The organism is Reyranella sp., from assembly GCF_965279465.1.
In the GTDB taxonomy this organism is placed as follows: domain Bacteria; phylum Pseudomonadota; class Alphaproteobacteria; order Reyranellales; family Reyranellaceae; genus Reyranella.
Genome location: NZ_OZ257242.1, coordinates 3344006 through 3360159, shown reverse-complemented (window position 1 = coordinate 3360159; position 16154 = coordinate 3344006). Strand labels below are relative to the sequence as shown.

At 66.8% G+C, this 16154-nt stretch carries 16 protein-coding genes; 7 read left to right on the top strand and 9 right to left on the bottom strand.

Annotation, left to right across the window (positions count from 1 at the left end; genetic code table 11):
• Positions 1–37: 37 nt before the first annotated feature.
• From ACQY8M_RS16435 to ACQY8M_RS16420, 4 genes are all read left to right on the top strand, one after another.
• On the top strand, positions 38–1027 hold the full coding sequence (locus ACQY8M_RS16435) for a Bug family tripartite tricarboxylate transporter substrate binding protein (RefSeq protein ID WP_428674065.1): 990 nt from the start codon (positions 38–40) through the stop codon (positions 1025–1027).
• 86 nt (positions 1028–1113) lie between these two features.
• Positions 1114–1890 (top strand): SDR family NAD(P)-dependent oxidoreductase, encoded by a 777-nt coding sequence (locus ACQY8M_RS16430; protein WP_428674063.1) that lies wholly within the window; start codon positions 1114–1116, stop codon positions 1888–1890.
• A gap of 24 nt (positions 1891–1914) precedes the next feature.
• On the top strand, positions 1915–2883 hold the full coding sequence (locus ACQY8M_RS16425) for a Bug family tripartite tricarboxylate transporter substrate binding protein (protein ID WP_428674061.1): 969 nt from the start codon (positions 1915–1917) through the stop codon (positions 2881–2883).
• 8 nt (positions 2884–2891) lie between these two features.
• A complete protein-coding gene (locus tag ACQY8M_RS16420; protein WP_428674059.1) occupies positions 2892–3848 on the top strand; it encodes an aldo/keto reductase in 957 nt (318 codons plus the stop codon).
• An 88-nt stretch (positions 3849–3936) separates the two neighbouring features.
• On the opposite strand, the gene ACQY8M_RS16415 is transcribed toward ACQY8M_RS16420, so the two are convergent.
• On the bottom strand, positions 3937–5655 hold the full coding sequence (locus tag ACQY8M_RS16415; RefSeq protein WP_428674057.1) for an N-acyl-D-amino-acid deacylase family protein: 1719 nt from the start codon (positions 5653–5655) through the stop codon (positions 3937–3939).
• Between the two features lie 198 nt (positions 5656–5853).
• Positions 5854–6264, bottom strand: a complete 411-nt coding sequence (locus tag ACQY8M_RS16410; protein WP_428674055.1) for a DUF2000 family protein — start codon at positions 6262–6264, stop codon at positions 5854–5856.
• A 47-nt stretch (positions 6265–6311) separates the two neighbouring features.
• Between ACQY8M_RS16410 and ACQY8M_RS16405 the strand changes: the two genes are divergently transcribed.
• Both ACQY8M_RS16405 and ACQY8M_RS16400 read left to right on the top strand, forming a co-directional pair.
• On the top strand, positions 6312–7118 hold the full coding sequence (locus tag ACQY8M_RS16405; protein WP_428674053.1) for an AraC family transcriptional regulator: 807 nt from the start codon (positions 6312–6314) through the stop codon (positions 7116–7118).
• 48 nt (positions 7119–7166) lie between these two features.
• Entirely contained in the window at positions 7167–8420 is a 1254-nt protein-coding gene (locus ACQY8M_RS16400; protein WP_428674051.1) for an aromatic ring-hydroxylating oxygenase subunit alpha, read from the top strand.
• On the opposite strand, the gene ACQY8M_RS16395 is transcribed toward ACQY8M_RS16400, so the two are convergent.
• The 7 genes from ACQY8M_RS16395 to ACQY8M_RS16365 all read right to left on the bottom strand — a co-directional run bounded on the left by ACQY8M_RS16395 (position 8402) and on the right by ACQY8M_RS16365 (position 15466).
• On the bottom strand, positions 8402–9622 hold the full coding sequence (locus tag ACQY8M_RS16395) for an FAD-dependent oxidoreductase (RefSeq protein WP_428674049.1): 1221 nt from the start codon (positions 9620–9622) through the stop codon (positions 8402–8404). The genes ACQY8M_RS16400 and ACQY8M_RS16395 overlap by 19 nt on opposite strands.
• Before the next feature lie 247 nt (positions 9623–9869).
• Positions 9870–10694: an SDR family NAD(P)-dependent oxidoreductase gene (locus ACQY8M_RS16390; protein WP_428674047.1), complete on the bottom strand. Its 825-nt coding sequence runs from the start codon at positions 10692–10694 to the stop codon at positions 9870–9872.
• A 117-nt stretch (positions 10695–10811) separates the two neighbouring features.
• Positions 10812–11240 (bottom strand): MaoC family dehydratase, encoded by a 429-nt coding sequence (locus ACQY8M_RS16385; RefSeq protein ID WP_428674045.1) that lies wholly within the window; start codon positions 11238–11240, stop codon positions 10812–10814.
• Between the two features lie 10 nt (positions 11241–11250).
• Entirely contained in the window at positions 11251–11712 is a 462-nt protein-coding gene (locus ACQY8M_RS16380) for a MaoC family dehydratase N-terminal domain-containing protein (protein ID WP_428674043.1), read from the bottom strand.
• 76 nt (positions 11713–11788) lie between these two features.
• Positions 11789–12988 carry an acetyl-CoA acetyltransferase gene (locus ACQY8M_RS16375; RefSeq protein WP_428674041.1) on the bottom strand — a complete coding sequence of 400 codons (1200 nt, stop codon included), beginning with the start codon at positions 12986–12988 and terminating at the stop codon, positions 11789–11791.
• Positions 12989–13113: 125 nt separating this feature from the next.
• Entirely contained in the window at positions 13114–14556 is a 1443-nt protein-coding gene (locus ACQY8M_RS16370) for a hydroxymethylglutaryl-CoA synthase family protein (RefSeq protein ID WP_428674039.1), read from the bottom strand.
• 70 nt (positions 14557–14626) lie between these two features.
• Positions 14627–15466: an NUDIX hydrolase gene (locus tag ACQY8M_RS16365; protein WP_428674037.1), complete on the bottom strand. Its 840-nt coding sequence runs from the start codon at positions 15464–15466 to the stop codon at positions 14627–14629.
• 87 nt (positions 15467–15553) lie between these two features.
• Here ACQY8M_RS16365 and ACQY8M_RS16360 point away from each other — a divergent pair, with 87 nt between their 5' ends.
• Positions 15554–16138, top strand: a complete 585-nt coding sequence (locus ACQY8M_RS16360) for an HdeD family acid-resistance protein (protein ID WP_428674035.1) — start codon at positions 15554–15556, stop codon at positions 16136–16138.
• Positions 16139–16154: the final 16 nt, after the last annotated feature.

Below are 16154 nucleotides of genomic sequence, written 5' to 3'. Positions count from 1 at the left end.
TCGTGATAAAGGCTCTACAATCAAAGCAGGTGACAAGATGGTCGACACGTCACGTCGGAAAGCGCTGGGGTTCATGGCGGCGCTCGCAGTGTCGGGAGTGCTTCCCGCCGGCGCGCAGGGGGCGCCCTTCCCGTCGAGGCCGATCCGGCTGATCGTCCCGCATGCGCCCGGCGGCAATTCGGATACGTTCGGTCGCATCCTGGCGCTCAAGCTCGGAGAGAGAATCAACCAGCAAGTCGTGGTGGAGAACCGCCCGGGTGCCGGCGGAACCCTGGGCAGCGCGCTCGTCGCCAAATCGGCGCCCGACGGTTACACGCTGGTGGTGGCCGACAACGGCACGCACGCCATCGCGCCCACGCTCTATGGCACGAAGCTGTCCTATGACGTCTTCAAGGACTTCACGCCGGTGATGCTGGCGGCCACCTTTCCGACCGTGATCGTCATCCATCCGTCGGTTCCCGCCAGCAACGCGAAGGAATTCGCCGCCCTGGCAATGAGCCAACCTGGCAAGTTCACCTACTCGTCTGCCGGCACCGGGAACGGCTCCCATCTGGTCCTGGAGATGTTCCGGACGGCAGCCGGGGGGCTCGATATGGTCCACGTCCCCTACAAGGGCGGAGCGCCGGCCGTTCAGGCACTACTGGCCGGCGAGGTCCAGCTGACGGCGGTGAGCGGCAACACCGCACTGCCGCACATCCAGGCCGGAAAGGTGCGGGCGATCGGCGTCGCTTCTACCGAGCGCTCGCCGGCCCTGCCGGATGTGCCGACCTTCATCGAGAGCGGCATCCTGTTCGAAGGGGGCAGCTGGTTGGCGATCATGGGACCGGCCGGCATTCCTGACGACGTCACGGCAAAGCTCAACCAGGAGATCGCCGCCACCCTCCGCCAGCCCGAGACACTGGAACGCCTGGCCAAGATCGGCCTGGTCGTGGTGGCATCGCCGCCGAGCGGGCTCACCGACGTGCTGCAGCGCGACGTGCCCAAGTGGGGCAAGGCGGTCAAGGACTCCGGCGCGGTTTCCGACTGAGGTCCATGCGCACTCTTGACCATGCGCGAGCTCGAAGCTCGCGGGCCAGCAGAGCATGAGATCACTCAAATCCCGTTGGAGCCCCCATGCCGTCAGACCCGTTCGAGCGTTTTCGACTGACCGACCGAACCGCCCTGGTGACCGGCGCTCGCCGCGAAATCGGCCGCGCCATCGCCCTTGCCCTGGCGGGAGCCGGCGCGCGGTTGGCGATCCACCATGCCGGCACGGTCGAGGAGGCAGCCGATGCCGACACCGTGGTGCGGGAGATCGAACAGGGCGGCGGTACGGCGCGCGCCTTCGGCCAGGATTTCGCCCTCGACGATGGCGGACGCCGGCTCGCGGAGACGGTCACCGCCTGGTCGAGCGTCGATATCCTCGTGCTGAACGCCTCGATCGAGCTGCCCGAGGCGTACCACGGGATAAGCCGGGAGCGGTTCGACAGGCAGATCGCGGTCAACCTGCGCAGCCCGATGGAGCTGCTGCAGGCGCTGGTTCCGCCCATGGGCGTCCGCGGCTGGGGTCGCGTCGCGACGATCGGGAGCGTGCAGCAGGTTCGGCCGCATCCGCAGATGATGGTCTATGCCGGGACCAAGGCGGCGCAGCTCAATTGGGCGTGGAATCTTGCGCGCCAGTTCGGCGGTCAGGGCGTGACGGTGAACAATCTGGCGCCCGGCGCCATCCTGACCGCGCGCAATCGCGTCCAGATGGCGACGGAAGGCGAAGCGCTCGTGCAGCGTATCCCGGCCGGCCGGCTCGGTCGGCCCGATGATCTCGCCGGCGCGGCGTTGCTGCTATGCTCGGATGCCGGCGCCTATATCAACGGCGTCAATCTTTACGTCGATGGCGGCCGGTCCATCGCTTAGGCAAGAACACAGGTGGGAGGGACGATGAAACGCAGGACGATGCTCAAGGCGACCGGCGCCGTCGCGGCCATGGTTCCGGCCGGGGCGCGGGCGCAGGCCTGGCCGAGCCGGCCGATCACCCTGTACGTCCCCTTTGCCGCCGGCGGACCTTCGGACATGTTCGGCCGCATCCTCGCGCAAGGCCTGTCGCCGATTCTCGGGCAGCAGGTCGTGGTCGAGAACAAGGGCGGCATGGGCGGCGTTGTCGGTGTCGCTGCCACCGCCAAGGCGGCGCCCGACGGCTATACGATCGGCATGAACGCTACCGGCCCGACGGCGATCGCGCCGTTCATGATCCCCAACATGCCGTTCGAGGACAAGGATCTGGTCCCGCTGACTCCGATCGCCTTGGTGCAGATGATCGTGGCGGTATCGTCGCGCTTGCCGGTCAATTCGGTCTCCGAGTTGATCGCCTATGCCAAGGCCAATCCGGGCAAGGTAAATTACGGATCGTCCGGACCCGGCGGGATCAGCCACCTCGCGGCGGAGCTGTTCAGGAGCGCCGCCGGCATCGACATCGTGCACGTGCCCTATCGCGGGGCCGCCCCGGCGGTTCAGGATCTGCTGGCGGGGCAGGTCCAGATGGTCGTGCTCGATGTCTCGGTGCTGCTGCCGCATATCCGCTCCGGCGCCATCAAGCCATTGACGGTCACCAGCGCGACCCGCACGGCCCTTCTCCCCGATGTGCCGACCACGGCGGAGATCGGGTTGCCCACGGTGCTCTCGGACAATTGGTACGGACTCGCCGCGCCGGCCGGCGTTCCCAAGGCCATTCTCGACCGCATCCATGCGGCGACCGTCACGGTGCTCAAGACCAGGGAAGCGGCCGACCCTATGAGGGCGCAGGGCGCGGTGATCCGGCCGATGACGCCGGCCGAGTTCACCGACTTCATCAGGCTGGAGCGGGAGAAGTGGGGCCCCGTCGTCAAGGCGAGCGGCGCGAGGATGGAGTGAAAGCGGACATGGAATACAAGCCACTCGGAAAAACCGGCCTCACGGTCAGCGTCGCGGGACTCGGGTGCGGCGGCAACAGTCGCCTGGGCCTTCGCCGCGGCGCGAGCTTCGAGGAGTCCGTGACGATCGTGCGCATCGCCGTCGATCTCGGCGTCAATTTCATCGACACCGCCGAAGCCTACGGAACCGAGGAGATCGTCGGCGCCGCCGCCCGGCATTACGACCGGGACAGGCTGGTGATCTCGACCAAGGCCCTGTTCAGGTCAGGCGACGACACGGCCGACGCCGTCACCCGCCGGGTGGAAGCCGGGCTGAAGCGGCTCGGCCTCGACTACGTCGACATCTTCCATTTCCACGCCGTCGGCCCGGCGACCTACGTCCATCATCGCGATGTGCTGGCCCCTGCCCTCCTCAGGCTCAAGGAGCAGGGCAAGGTTCGCCATGTCGGCATCACCGAGACGGGTCCCAACGACCCCGAGCAGAAAATGCTCGCCCAGGCGATCCACGAAGCGCCGTGGGAGGTCATCATGCTGGCCTACAGCCTGATGAACCAGGGCGCGCGTCACAAGATCTTTCCCGTGACCCAGCGCAGGGGAATCGGCACGCTGCTGATGTTCGTCGTCCGCAACATCTTCAGCAACGACGACTACCGCCGGGACGTCTTCGCCAAGCTGGTCGAGCAGGGCCAGCTCGACCGTTCGATCCTGTCCGGCGGCGATCCGCTCGGATTCCTCGTAGCCGAGGGCGCCGCCGAAAGCATTACAGACGCCGCCTATCGCTACGCCCGCCACGAGCAAGGGGCAGATGTCATTCTGTTCGGCACCGGCAACAAGGCACATGTCGAGCAGAACGTGGCCTCGATCCTCCGCCCGCCTTTGCCATCACCGGTCGTCGAACGACTTCACAGCTTGTTCGGACACCTGACCGGCGTGGGGCTGGACCTGCCTGGTCCGGTCAAAGCGTAAGGCTGGGAGCGCGGCGCTCCAGAGCCGCTCATCGGATATTGCAACCGGAAGAAAGAGCGGCTCTGGAGAGCCGCGCTCCCAGCAACGATCATCCCGCCGAGCGGACCAGCTTGCCGGGGCGAGCGCCGGTTTCCTGTCCCTTCTCGAAGATCGGCATGCCCGAGCAGATCGTCATGTCGTAGCCGTCGACCTGCTGGACCAGGCGTCGGCCGCCGGCCGGCAGGTCGAAGATCATCTTCGGCGAATGCAGGTGCAGCCCGTCGAAGTCGATGACGTTCACATCCGCCTTCAGGCCCGGCGCAAGCCGGCCGCGGTCGCGGAAGCCGAAGAAGGCCGCCGTCTCGCTCGTCATCTGCTTCACCGTATATTCCAACGGCAGGCGCGGGCCGCGCGTGCGGTCGCGAACCCAGTGCGCCAGCATCGTCGTGTTGAGCGAGGCATCGCAGATCACGCCGCAATGCGCGCCGCCGTCCGACAGGCCGAGCAGCGTGTGCGGGTCCTCGATCATCTCGCGCACCACCTCGAGGTCGCCGTGCACGTAGTTGGTGACGGGGAAATACACCATCCGGCTGCCGTCGCCGCCGACCAGGTAGTCGTAGCAATACTCGGCCGGGGTCACGCCTTCGCGCGCCGCCAGGGCCTCGATGCTGCGTTCGGGCGGCGGCTCGTAGTCGGGCGTCTCGCCCAGCGGATACATGCGGTCCCAGCGCGTCGCGATCTGGCGCGACAGGGGTGGCAGCACCTCGAGCAGCCGCGGCGACGCTTCCTGCGACAGGATCAGCCGGCGCAGCTCGGGTGTACGGAGCTTGGCCAGCATCTCGGCCGGCGGCAGCTTGGCAACCTCGGCGAACGCCTCGCGCAGCCCGAACGGATTGAGCGACGTGCCGAGGCCCAGGGTCAGACCGACTGGGCGTCCCGCGACCTGGGCGGAGAGTGGCAGGTTATCGGCACGGGCGGCGCGCACGCCGTCCATCAGGCGGCGCCAGCGCTGCGGGTCGTAGCTTCGGTCGGTGAGCAGGAACCACACCGGCCGGCCGCTATCCTTCGCGATCTGCCGCATCCAGCCGAAATCGGCGGCCTCGTCCTCGAAATCCGAAAGCATGCCGAAGGCGCCGCGCGCCGCGCGGCCCATTGCCCGGCCGATGGCAAGCAGTTCCTCGTGCTCGGCATAGCGGCCCGGCACCAAGTCGCCCTCCAAGGTCTTGTGCTGGTCGGTGCGGCTCGTGGTGAAGCCGACCGCGCCTGCCCTGAGCGCCTCCTCGGTCAACCGGCCCATCGTCTCGATGTCCTCGGCGGTCGCATTCTCCCGTGCGAGCGCGCGTTCGCCCATGACATAGACTCGCAACGGATGGTGCGCGAGCTGGGCAGCAACATCGATGGTGCGCGGCAGCCGCGAGAGCGCATCGAGGTAATCCGGGAAGCTCTCCCAATCCCACTTCAGGCCCTCGGTCAGGGTGATGCCGGGGATGTCCTCGACCCCTTCCATGAGATCGATCAGCATCTTGTGGTGCTCGCGGCGGACGGGCGCGAAGCCGACGCCGCAATTGCCGAACACGATGGTCGTGGCGCCATGCCAGGAGGACGGCGCAAGGACGGGATCCCAGGTGGCCTGACCGTCATAATGCGTATGCACGTCAACCCAGCCCGGCGTGACCAGCCGGCCGTCGGCCTTCACCTCGCGCTTGCCCGGCCCCGCCTTGCCGCCGACCTGCGCGATCCGATCGCCGTTGATGGCGACGTCTCCGACGGAGGCCGGCGCTCCCGTGCCGTCAACGATGGTGCCACCGCGGATGACGATGTCGTGCATTTGTCGGTCCCGATTCCTTCAGAGGTAGGATCAAGAGCTTTCCATACATCGGGCGGCATCAGAAGTACCGATGCAACATGTCTGAAGCGCGACAGACGGGACACGGCGACGAGGCCTGCACCGTCTTCCGGAAACCCCGGGAAGTACTTCGCGGGGTTTCCGAGGCACACCGCTATGGTCAGGATGACAGACTTGGCGTCAGGTCAGGAACTTCAGCCCGTTCACCACCTTGTCGATCACCTTGCGCGGGCCGTGGACGCCGATGCCGACGAAATCAAGGGCATCGACCGGCGCCGCGGCGAAGGCGGTGCGGTTGTCGGCGTCGTTGGTCGTGCTGAACATCGCCTCAATGTAGACCGCGGGCACCAGTTCGCGCGACAGGGCGCGCTGGTGGGTGCGGCGCAGCTCCTCGACCGTGCCGCCATAGACGAACACCGGCTCGCGGATCAGGGCGGTGTAGGCCTTGCCAGACGCATCCTTGTAGGGCTCGCCCATCAGGTGGGCGTGCGTGCCGGCCAGGCCGCCGGCGAGGAAGGCCGCGACATTGGCCATTTGCCAGCCGGCGAGGTCGCGTCGCAGGACGAGAGCCGTCTTGGTTTCGTATATCATGGGCTCCATATCGGGCAGGATGGCCCGTTCGTCTTGAACGTTTGTGCATGGCTTCCCTGGACCACATCGATTTCGACCAGACCGACGGCAGCCTGCAGCGGCTCGCCGCGCGATTCGGCGGGCATGCCTACGATCTGCATCGCCACGAGACCTATGCCGTCGGCCTGACCTTGTGGGGGGCGCAGTCGTTCCAATATCGCGGCGGGATGCGGACCAGCAGCGCCGGGCAGGTCATGGTGATCCATCCCGACGAGGCGCATGACGGCCATGCCGAGCGCGACGGCGGCTTCGCCTATCGCATGCTCTATGTCGATCCGGCCGCGGTCAGCGCCGCGCTGGGCGGCGCCACGCCGTTCGTGCCGGACGTGGTGTCCGACGATCCCGCGCTCGCGGCTTTGCTCCAGGAGGCGTTCGCCGACTTTCCACGGGCGCTCGAACCGCTTGCCGTCGACGCTGTCGTTGTACGCCTGGCTGACCGACTCTCGGTCCGCGGCGACGCGCCGGCGAAACCCCAGCGTGGCGCGCCGGCCCGCCGCGCCGTCGGTCGCGCCCGCGATTTCCTGATCGCCGAGGCGCCGCGCACGGTTGCGTCCGAGGAGCTTGAGAGAGTGAGCGGCCTCGATCGCTTCGCCCTCGCCCGCCACTTCCGCGCGGCTTTCGGCACCTCGCCGCATCGTTTCCAGGTCGGGCGGCGGCTGGCGCGCGCGCAGGCGATGATCGCCGACGGTACGGCCCTATCCGAGGTCGCGGCGGCGACCGGCTTTGCCGACCAGAGCCACCTCACGCGCCACTTCTCCGCCCGCTTCGGCCTGACGCCCGGCCGCTGGGCCAACCTGGCGCACCGCGCCGCCTGATTTCCTGCCCGCTTCTTGCATCGTCCTCGCCGACAGGAAGGACATGCCATGGATCAGACGATCTTCAGCCAACCCACCCGTTCGCGCCCGCCCGTGGTGGACGCCCTGCTCGCCGAGATCGCCGCGTTCGGGCCGACCGCCGCCTACGAGCGCATGCTGCCGGCGGGCTGCTACACCTCGCCCGAGTTCTTCGCCTTCGAGCAGAAGGAGGTCTTCAGCCGGACCTGGATCTGCGTCGGCCGGGTCGAGCAGGTCGCGGCGCCCGGCGACTGGCTGGGCAGCGAGGTCGCCGGCGAGCCGGTGCTGGTGACGCGCGACGCGGACGGCGCGCTGCGCGCCCTGAGCGCCCTCTGTCGTCATCGCGGCGAGATCATTCCGTGCCCCGAAAAGGGCGCCCGCCATGCGCGCTGCCCGTTGCATTTCTGGACGTACGATCCGGCCGGCCGCCTCACCGGTGCGCCGCGCATGGGCGATGCCGCGCGGCTCAAGGAGCTGCGCGACACGGTCCGCCTGCCGCAGCTTCGGCTCGAGCTGTGGCACGGCTTCATCTTCGTCAATCTTGATCCCGACGCAGCGCCGCTGGCGCCCAGCCTGGCAAAGCTCGAGCCGCTGTGGGCTGGCTACGACGCGACCGGCCTCACCGCCGTCCCGCCGGTGCTGAGCGACACGCCGCTGCCGTGGAACTGGAAGGTGCAGGTCGAGAACTTCACCGACGCCTACCATCCGGAGTTCGTCCATATCGGCACGCACGACTTCGCGCCGAGCGTCGGGCTGGGCGACGGCGTGCGCTTCACCGAGATGGCGCCGGGCGACAACGCCATCGTGCGCAGCGTGCCGATGAAGCAGGCCGACGGCGGCATGATGCGCGACGGCTGGGGTCCGGATGCGGCCTTCCCCGCGATCGCCACGCTTCCGCCCGAGCAGCGCTCGCGCATCACCTTCGCGATGCTGCCGCCCAGCATGACCATGATGTTTGCCGCCGGAACGATCGCCTACACGCTGATCCGCCCGGTCGGCGTCGAGGCGACGCTCGCCGGCAGCGACCGGGTCACCTATGGTGGCTGGCTGCTGCCCAGGAGCACGATCGAGCTGCCCGACTTCCTCGACCGCTGCGCGGCAGTGCGCGAGGGCGGCTCGAAGATCTGGGCGCAGGACGTGCCGGTGAACAAGGCCATGCAGGCCGCCAAGCACTCGCGCTTCATGCCGGACGGGATCTATGCGCCGTCTGAACGAACGCTGCAGCAGTTCAACGTCTGGCTGATCGAGGCCTATCGCCGGGCGGCTCAGGCATCCAGCCGGTAGCGGCCCTCAGCGTCGAGCCGAGCCGAGAACAGCCAGCTGATCCGTAAGCCCGCAAGCGTCGTCGCAGCGATCGTCCGTGAAACAGGCAGCCGGCACGCCAGCCCCATGAAGGCATCGCGCATCCAGCCGAACGACTCGACGTTCGACTGGAACAGCGGCGTCAGCAGATGGCTGGCCTGGCGATAGAAGCGCACGGCCGACCCGCGGCGCTCGGCGAATCGCGCGATCGCGGACGGGATGTCGGGGCATTCGCCGAGTGCGTCGGCGAGGGTCCAGCCGTCGACGAGCCCGAGATTGGCGCCTTGGCCGAGCTGTGGGCTGGTGCCGTGCGCGGCATCGCCGATGAACAGGATCGGGCCGTCGTTCCAGCGCGGCAGCGCGACGTTGCGATAGGTAGCGCGCGAGAAATCGTCAGCTTGGACTGCGGCGCTCACGATGTCCGCCGCCTCCGGCCAGAGCGCGCGTCCGGTGCGCTGGAGCACGCCGAGATCGATCGGCACGCCAGGTGCCAGCGCTGCCGTCGGCAGGCTCCAGTACATCGTGAGCTGATCGTCGCCCACCGGCAGGAAGCCCATCATCGTGCGCGTGCCACGAACCCTCTGGCGCAGCAGCGACGTTGCGCCGATTCCGGCGCTGTCGGGTACGGTCGTCCAGAGGCATCCCCAGTCGTAGAGCCGCTGGTAGGCCTCCGGCATCAGCCGCTGGCGCAGCGCCGAATGGGCGCCGTCGGCCACAACGACCAGGTCGAACGGACCGTGGCGCTGTTCATTCTTATCGATGATCACGCCCTGTCCGTGCTCGCGGACGACGTCGTGGACTTCCGTCCCGGTCACCAGCCGAGCCGGCGATTCCCTCAGCCGCCGATGCAGCAGGTCGAACAGCACGCCGCGCCGGATGCCCAGCCCATGCGCCGCAGGGTGGAGGATCGAATAGGAGAGATCGAGCACGGTACGGCCGCCCGCGGTCTTCGCCTCCAACCCGAGAACCTTGCCGCCGCGCGACAAAGCCTGTTGCCCGAGGCGCAATGCCCGCAGCACCGCAAGCCCGGTCGGCTGAAGCAGGAGTCCGGCGCCCAGCGGCCGGGGTTCGGCGAAGCGCTCGAAAACGGTGACATCGTGCCCGCACTCGGCGAGGAAGATCGCCGCCGCCTGCCCCGCAACTCCACAGCCGACGATGCCGATCTGATATCCCTCGGACGCCATGCCGGCTTACTATCCGACATCCGGCGGGCGCGTGAGAGTGATTTAATTTTGTCACATCACAGGAGTCGATCCATGGTCGTCAGTCCCGGCGACCTTGCAAAGCTCTCTGTCGAAGAAAAGCTTGATGGCCACCATGTCTGGGCGGTCCTCCATCATCGGCGGGATCCAGCTATCCTCAAACTCGACATCGGGGTCAAAAAAAAGGCGGCCGTAGGGCCGCCTCCCTTCGTCGATCGCCGGTCAAGGCTCAAAGCCCGCCGTTCACCACAAGGCACTGGCCCGAGACGTAGTCGCTGTCGGGGCTGCAGAAGAGATAGACCGAACCCGCAGCCTCTTCCGGCAGGCCTCCGCGGCCGAGCGGGATCATCTGATTCATGGCGGCGATGCGGCCGCCCTGCACGCCGATCTTGACCTTGCGGCCTTGGACCTCGATCTCGCCCGAATCGCCCTGGGCGAGCGGCTTGGTGAGGCGGGTCTGGATGTAGCCGAAGGCGACGGCGTTGACCGTGACATCGTAGCGGCCGAACTCCTTGGCCAGGGTCTTGGTCAGGCCGACGATGCCCGCCTTGCCGGCCGAGTAGTTCGACTGGCCGGCATTGCCGTTCACGCCCGAGGTCGAGGAGATGTTGACCACCTTGCGCACGATGCGCTTGCCCTCGGAACGTTCCTTCTCGACAGCCTGGCGGAAATGCTGCTGGAAAGCGCGCAAGACGCGGAACGGCGCCGTCAGATGGACGTCGAGGATGGCGTACCACTGCTCGTCGGTCATCTTCTGAATGACCGAGTCCCACGTGTAGCCGGCATTGTTCACCACGACATGGCAATCGCCGAAGGCATCGACCGCGGTCTTGACGATGCGGTCGCCGAAGTCGGGCTTGGCCACGTCGCCATTGCACATCACCGCCTTGCCGCCGAGCTTCTCGATCTCGGCAACGGTCTCCTTGGCCGGCACGTCGTCGATATCGTTGATCACCACCTTGGCGCCGTCACGCACCAGGCGCAGCGCGATCTCCCGGCCGATGCCGCGTCCCGAGCCGGTGACGATCGCCACCTTGCCATCCATCTGACCCATCTGATCTCTCCAATCATGTCGTCCTGAGCGCAGCGAAGGACCTAGCGCTCGTTACACAGAACTCCGTCGCAAGCAGCGTCAGGTCCTTCGCTGCGCTCAGGACGACGGATATGTTTCTCAAGCCAGCGCCACCGTGGCATCGCCCTGAAGCGTGTCCTGGCCGTTCTGGTTGGTGCACTTGAGCTCGAGATCGACCAGCTTCTCGCCGTTCGCCTCGCGCTTGCCGGTGACCTTGCCGCTCACGGTGATCACGTCGCCCACCCAGGTGATCGAGGTGAAGCGCGTGCCGAGCTTCCGCAGCTGGCTCTGCGGCGCGAACGAGGTGGCGAGCCGGCCGAGGAAGGCCATCGACAGCATGCCGTGCGCGAACACGTCCTTGAAACCGAACTTCTTGGCGAAGTCGATGTCGACGTGGATCGGATTGTGGTCGCCCGAGCCGCCGCAATAGAGCGCGAGCTGGTGGCGGCTGATCGGCGGCAGCACGATCGGCTTGAGCGTGTCGCCGACCTTCAGGTCCTCGAACTTGGGAGCCGTTACCGTTGCCATCTGTCCCTCCCTACTTCTTCGCCGCGTCGGGATTGCGCACGACGGTGATGCCCTTCGCCTTGGCGACCGGCTTGCCGTTCTGATCCTTGAGCTCGGTCTCCGACACCACGAACCACAGGGCGCCGCCCTTCTTGTCGTAGATGTCCATGACCTGCTGCTGGCAGGTGATCTTGTCGCCGACATGGACGGGGGCAAGATACTCGTAGTGCTGCTCGCCGTGCAGGATCAGGCCGATATCGACGTTCAGCAGGCGCAAGAGACCGCCTTTGTCGGGATCGTCGTTGGTGACGGCCGTGAGATAGGTCGGCGGCGCGGGAATCGCGCGGTAGCCGGCCTTCTTTGCCGCTTCCTCGTCGACATAGATCGGGTTTTCTTCTCCGATGGCCTTGCAGAACAGCCGGATCTTGCCGGCCTCGACCGTCGTGGTGAAGGCGTTGAACTTGTGGCCGATAAGCTTCTTGTCGAGCTGCATCGCCGTCTCCTCCCTCCTGGAATAAAAAACCCTCTCCCCGACCGAAGGCCGAAGAGAGGGTTGTCCGTCTTGAGCGTTACTCGTAGCGGCCGACGATGGCCACGCTCGACACGTTCTCGCGCGGCGCGCCGCCGAGGTTGTGGGTCATGCCGATGCGCGGGTCCTTGAGCTGGCGCGCGCCGGCGCGGCCCTGGAACTGCAGGTACATCTCGTACAGCATGCGCAGCCCCGAGGCGCCGATCGGATGGCCGAAGCACTTGAGGCCACCGTCGATCTGGCAGGGGATCTTGCCGTCGGCGTCGTAGAAGCCGTCGAGCACGTCCTTCCAGCCTTCGCCGGGCTTGGAGATGTGCAGGTCCTCCATGGTGACCAGCTCGGTCACCGAGAAGCAGTCGTGCACCTCGAACATCGAGACTTCCTTGCGCGGGTCCTTGATGCCGGCCTCCTCGTAGGCCTTCTTCGAGGCGATGCGCGTGGTGTGGAAGTAGCTGCCGTCCCACGAGTTGTGGCCCGATTCCGAGCCGTTTGAAACCGAGAGCTGCAGCGCCTTGACCGAGACGATGTTCTGCTTGCCCATCGCCTTGGCGATCTCGGGCGTCGTCACGATCGCCGCGGCAGCGCCGTCCGACACGCCGCAGCAGTCGAACAGGCCGAGCGGCGAGGCGATCATCGGCGCGTTCAGGATGGTGTCCATCTCGACGGCCTTCTGGAGATGGGCCTTCGGGTTCTTGGCGCCGTTCTGGTGGCTCTTCCACGAGACGTGGCCGATTGCCTTCTTGAGGTCCTCGCCCGAGACGCCATGCGCGGTCATGTAGGCGGTGGCGAGCTGGGCGAAGTTCCCCGGCGCGGTACCGTTGGCGTTCCACAGAGCTTGCAGCGGGCCGCCGCGGCCGCCCGGAAGGCCGCCGTAGCCGGTATCCTTCAGCTTCTCGACGCCGAGCGCGATGGCGATGTCGGCCGCGCCGGACGCGACGGCGTAGCAGGCGCCGCGGAAGGCTTCGGTGCCCGAGGCGCACATGTTCTCGACATGCGTCACCGGGATGTTGGGCAGGCGAAGCGTGGTCGACATCGGGATGCCGGACTTGCCGACATGCACCTCGTCGATCGCGGTCGAGAACCACGCCGCGTTGAGCTGGCTGGGATCGATTCCGGCATCGGCCATGGCCTCCTTGTAGGCCTCGAGCATCAGCTCTTCGGCGCCGCTGTCCCAGCGCTCGCCGAACTTCGAGCAACCCATACCGAGAATCGCGACCTTGTCCTTGATACCCCGTGCCATGTTGGTCTCCTTCGTGGGGGTTGAGACTCTAAGCGTGTGACAGTCCCGGTGTCATCCCGAGCGGAGCGAGGGATCTATGGTGATCCGCATGGATCCCTCGCTGTGCTCGAGATGACACCTCGTTCTCAAACCGGCGCGGCCTTCCAGAAGTAGCGCTTGAAGCCGCCGCGCATCGTGTCGTTGTCGCGCATGCGGAAGGTCATGCGCATCTTGGCACCGACCTTGACCTGATCCTTGTCGCTGTCAGTGAAGTCGGCCATGAAGCGCCCACCCTCGGGGAAGGTGATCATGCCGTAGTAACCGGGCGGGTCCGGCGAATAGACCAGCGAGTCGGCGGTGAAGGACATCACGTTGCACTCGAGCCCGGCCATCGCATAGGGATCCTGGCTGTCGATCGCGTGGCAGTTGGGATTGACGCAGACCTGGCTGCGCGGGAACTGCACCGTGCCGCACACCTTGCACTTGCCGCCGACCAGCCCGTAGATCATGTCGCGCTTGCGCCACAGGACCGAGAGCGCGGTCTTCTTGTCGAACTCCGCGCGCATGCCCTTGTCGATCGGCAGCATCTCGTTGAAGGCGAGGAACTTCATGTAGTTCTTCTCTTCCTTGCGCCGCGCCATCCAGCCCGACAGGCCTTTGCGCTTGGCAAGCTTGGCGTTCTCGGCCGTGACCTCGAACACCAGGACGTCGACGCCCTGGCCGAACGCCACGACCATGATCTTGTCCCCGGCCTTGGCCGTCTCCAGCGCGTCGACCAGCATGACCAGCGCATGGGCCGCGCCGGTGTCGCCCAGGTTGGCGCCGAGCAGGTCGCGCACGGCGCCGTCGCCGATGCCACAGACCTTGGCCATCTGCTTGGGCACCGCCGGCATCAGGCTCGGCATGATGAAATGGGTGATGTCGCTGCCCTTGAGCTTGCAGGCGGCGAGGCCCGCCTTGATCGCTGGCGGGACGATCTTCGAGTAGCCCTCGTCGCGGATCCAGCGCTCCTCCCAGCCGTAGTCGAACTCGCTCTCGTCGCCGCGGAAATGGTCGACGAAATCCATCGACACCGAGTGATGGCCGACCAGCTTGGCGATCACATTCTCTGTGCCGCACAGCAGAGCCGCGGCGCCGTCGCCATAGTTGAGCTCGCCCGACGATGCGACGCGCGCCATGCGCTTGTCGGCGGCAGCGACCAGGCTCGGCGCGCCGTCCTTAGAGGCGTTGAGACCAGCGATCAGCGCGGAGGTTCCCGCCTTGAGCGAGCCGCCGACATCGGTGGCCGACAGGTTCTGCTCTACGTTGAGCGCCGTCCCGATCACGCCGGCATTCTGGCGATCCTTGAAGGGATGCGTCGTCGAGGCGAAGTAGAGGTTGCGCACGTCTTCGGCCTTGTGGCTCGTCAGGCAGTCGCGCGACGCCTCGACCGCCATGGTGATCGAGTCCTCGTCCCAGTTCGCCATCGAGCGCTCGCCCTTGGCGAGGCCGCGCAGGCCGGCGGCGAACCACTTGTTGGCGTCATAGACGGCCTGGCGGCTGAGACGCAGGCGCGGGACATACGCACCATAGGCCACGATTCCAACCATCTCGTCGTTCCTCCCGATAAACGCTCGTTCACCCGCTCTTAGCGCTTCGGCCCCGGCGGGGCAAACGGAACTAGCGTCCGGCCTGCGGAACCGGCTGCGGCGGCATCTCGCGGATCAGGTTCCGGTAGCCCGCCCCTTCCGGGATATGCAGATAGCGCTTGCCGTCGCGCTGCTCGACCCACGGCTGAACCGTGACGATCTTGCGCTCGCTGGCCTGGCTGAGCGCACCCGTCACCGTGCCGCCCTCGGCCAGCAGCTCGAGGTTCTTGGTTGTGGCATGGACAAGGGTGCGCTTGCCAGCGGCCGCCTCGGCAAGCGCCGCCTGAGGAGTGATCCACACCGATTCGACCGACTCCGATCCGTCGTGCAGGGCAAGCTGGTCCTCGGGCGCCTCGGCCAGGTAGAACCAGGTGTCGAAACGCTTCGGTGCGAACACCGGCGTGATCCAGTGCGCGTAGGGCGTCATCAGGTCGGTGGCGATCTCGAGGTCTTCGGCTTCCACCAGATCGACGATGCTCGCCTCGTCCTTGGCGAGCTTGGCGCGCCAGCGCTCCTCGATGCCCTTGAGGTCGGCCGCGGCGATCAGGTTGCGCTGACCGCGCTTGCGCGCCAGCAGGATGCCGCATTCCTCGAATGCCTCGCGCACGCCAGCGATACGGAACTTGAGCTCTCCGGCCGAGATTTTCTCGGCGCCGGCGCAGCGTGCCTTGAGCTGCGGATCGCCGTCGGCCTCCTCCAGCTTGCCGCCGGGAAACACCAGCGCGCCTGAGAAGGCGTCGATGGCGTGATGGCGGACCACCATGAAGACTTCGAGCGGCGAGCCGGCGTCGCCCGGCTTGGATGGGCGGAGCAGCAGGACGGTGGTCGCCGGCCGGGCCGGCGGCGGTTCTTTCTTGGGCGTGTCGGTCATGCACGGATTGTCACATACCCGATGGAAGAGTGCCAACCATCGGGCGTACACTCCGGCCGCACCGTTCCGCAGTGAAAGGGCTAGATCATGTCGACCACCAGCAACAATCCGGGTCCGCAAAATATCGCCGACGGGATTCGCGTCCTGCGCTCCAAGTGGGGCTGGATCGTGGGGTTCGGTGTCTTCACCACGATCGCGGGCCTCATCGCGCTGGGCAGCGGCGTCTACTTCGCGACCGCCACCGCCGTGCTGATCATCGGCTTCATGATGCTGATGGCGGGCGTGGTCGAGATCGTCGCCGCCTTCAATGCCCGGGAATGGAGCCAGCGCATTCTGTGGGGACTGCTCGGCCTGCTCTACGTCTTCGCGGGCTTCGTCTGCATCCAGAACCCGTTCCAGGCGGCGACCTGGCTGACCCTCATGCTCGGCGTCGCGCTGATCGTCGGCGGGCTGCTGCGCATCTTCCTGGCGATGCAGATGAAGCAGGGCACGCCGTGGGGCTGGGTCGTGCTTTCCGGCATCGTCAGCTTCCTGCTCGGCGTGGTGATCGTGGCGAAGTGGCCGGTGTCGAGCGCCTATGCACTCGGCATCTTCCTCGGCGTCGACCTGCTGTTCGTCGGCACGGGATGGATCTCGATGGGCCTGGCGCTAAGGCGGCACGCGCGGTCTTGAACCGGCGGCTCGCGCT

Excerpts from the sequence above, each read along its gene's own strand:
- ACQY8M_RS16435 (WP_428674065.1), top strand. The coding sequence starts at position 38 with ATGGTCGACACGTCACGTCGGAAAGCGCTGGGGTTCATGGCGGCGCTC.
- ACQY8M_RS16430 (WP_428674063.1), top strand. The coding sequence starts at position 1,114 with ATGCCGTCAGACCCGTTCGAGCGTTTTCGACTGACCGACCGAACCGCC.
- ACQY8M_RS16425 (WP_428674061.1), top strand. The coding sequence starts at position 1,915 with ATGAAACGCAGGACGATGCTCAAGGCGACCGGCGCCGTCGCGGCCATG.
- ACQY8M_RS16420 (WP_428674059.1), top strand. The coding sequence starts at position 2,892 with ATGGAATACAAGCCACTCGGAAAAACCGGCCTCACGGTCAGCGTCGCG.
- ACQY8M_RS16415 (WP_428674057.1), bottom strand. The coding sequence starts at position 5,655 with ATGCACGACATCGTCATCCGCGGTGGCACCATCGTTGACGGCACGGGA.
- ACQY8M_RS16410 (WP_428674055.1), bottom strand. The coding sequence starts at position 6,264 with ATGATATACGAAACCAAGACGGCTCTCGTCCTGCGACGCGACCTCGCC.
- ACQY8M_RS16405 (WP_428674053.1), top strand. The coding sequence starts at position 6,312 with ATGGCTTCCCTGGACCACATCGATTTCGACCAGACCGACGGCAGCCTG.
- ACQY8M_RS16400 (WP_428674051.1), top strand. The coding sequence starts at position 7,167 with ATGGATCAGACGATCTTCAGCCAACCCACCCGTTCGCGCCCGCCCGTG.
- ACQY8M_RS16395 (WP_428674049.1), bottom strand. The coding sequence starts at position 9,622 with ATGGCGTCCGAGGGATATCAGATCGGCATCGTCGGCTGTGGAGTTGCG.
- ACQY8M_RS16390 (WP_428674047.1), bottom strand. The coding sequence starts at position 10,694 with ATGGGTCAGATGGATGGCAAGGTGGCGATCGTCACCGGCTCGGGACGC.
- ACQY8M_RS16385 (WP_428674045.1), bottom strand. The coding sequence starts at position 11,240 with ATGGCAACGGTAACGGCTCCCAAGTTCGAGGACCTGAAGGTCGGCGAC.
- ACQY8M_RS16380 (WP_428674043.1), bottom strand. The coding sequence starts at position 11,712 with ATGCAGCTCGACAAGAAGCTTATCGGCCACAAGTTCAACGCCTTCACC.
- ACQY8M_RS16375 (WP_428674041.1), bottom strand. The coding sequence starts at position 12,988 with ATGGCACGGGGTATCAAGGACAAGGTCGCGATTCTCGGTATGGGTTGC.
- ACQY8M_RS16370 (WP_428674039.1), bottom strand. The coding sequence starts at position 14,556 with ATGGTTGGAATCGTGGCCTATGGTGCGTATGTCCCGCGCCTGCGTCTC.
- ACQY8M_RS16365 (WP_428674037.1), bottom strand. The coding sequence starts at position 15,466 with ATGACCGACACGCCCAAGAAAGAACCGCCGCCGGCCCGGCCGGCGACC.
- ACQY8M_RS16360 (WP_428674035.1), top strand. The coding sequence starts at position 15,554 with ATGTCGACCACCAGCAACAATCCGGGTCCGCAAAATATCGCCGACGGG.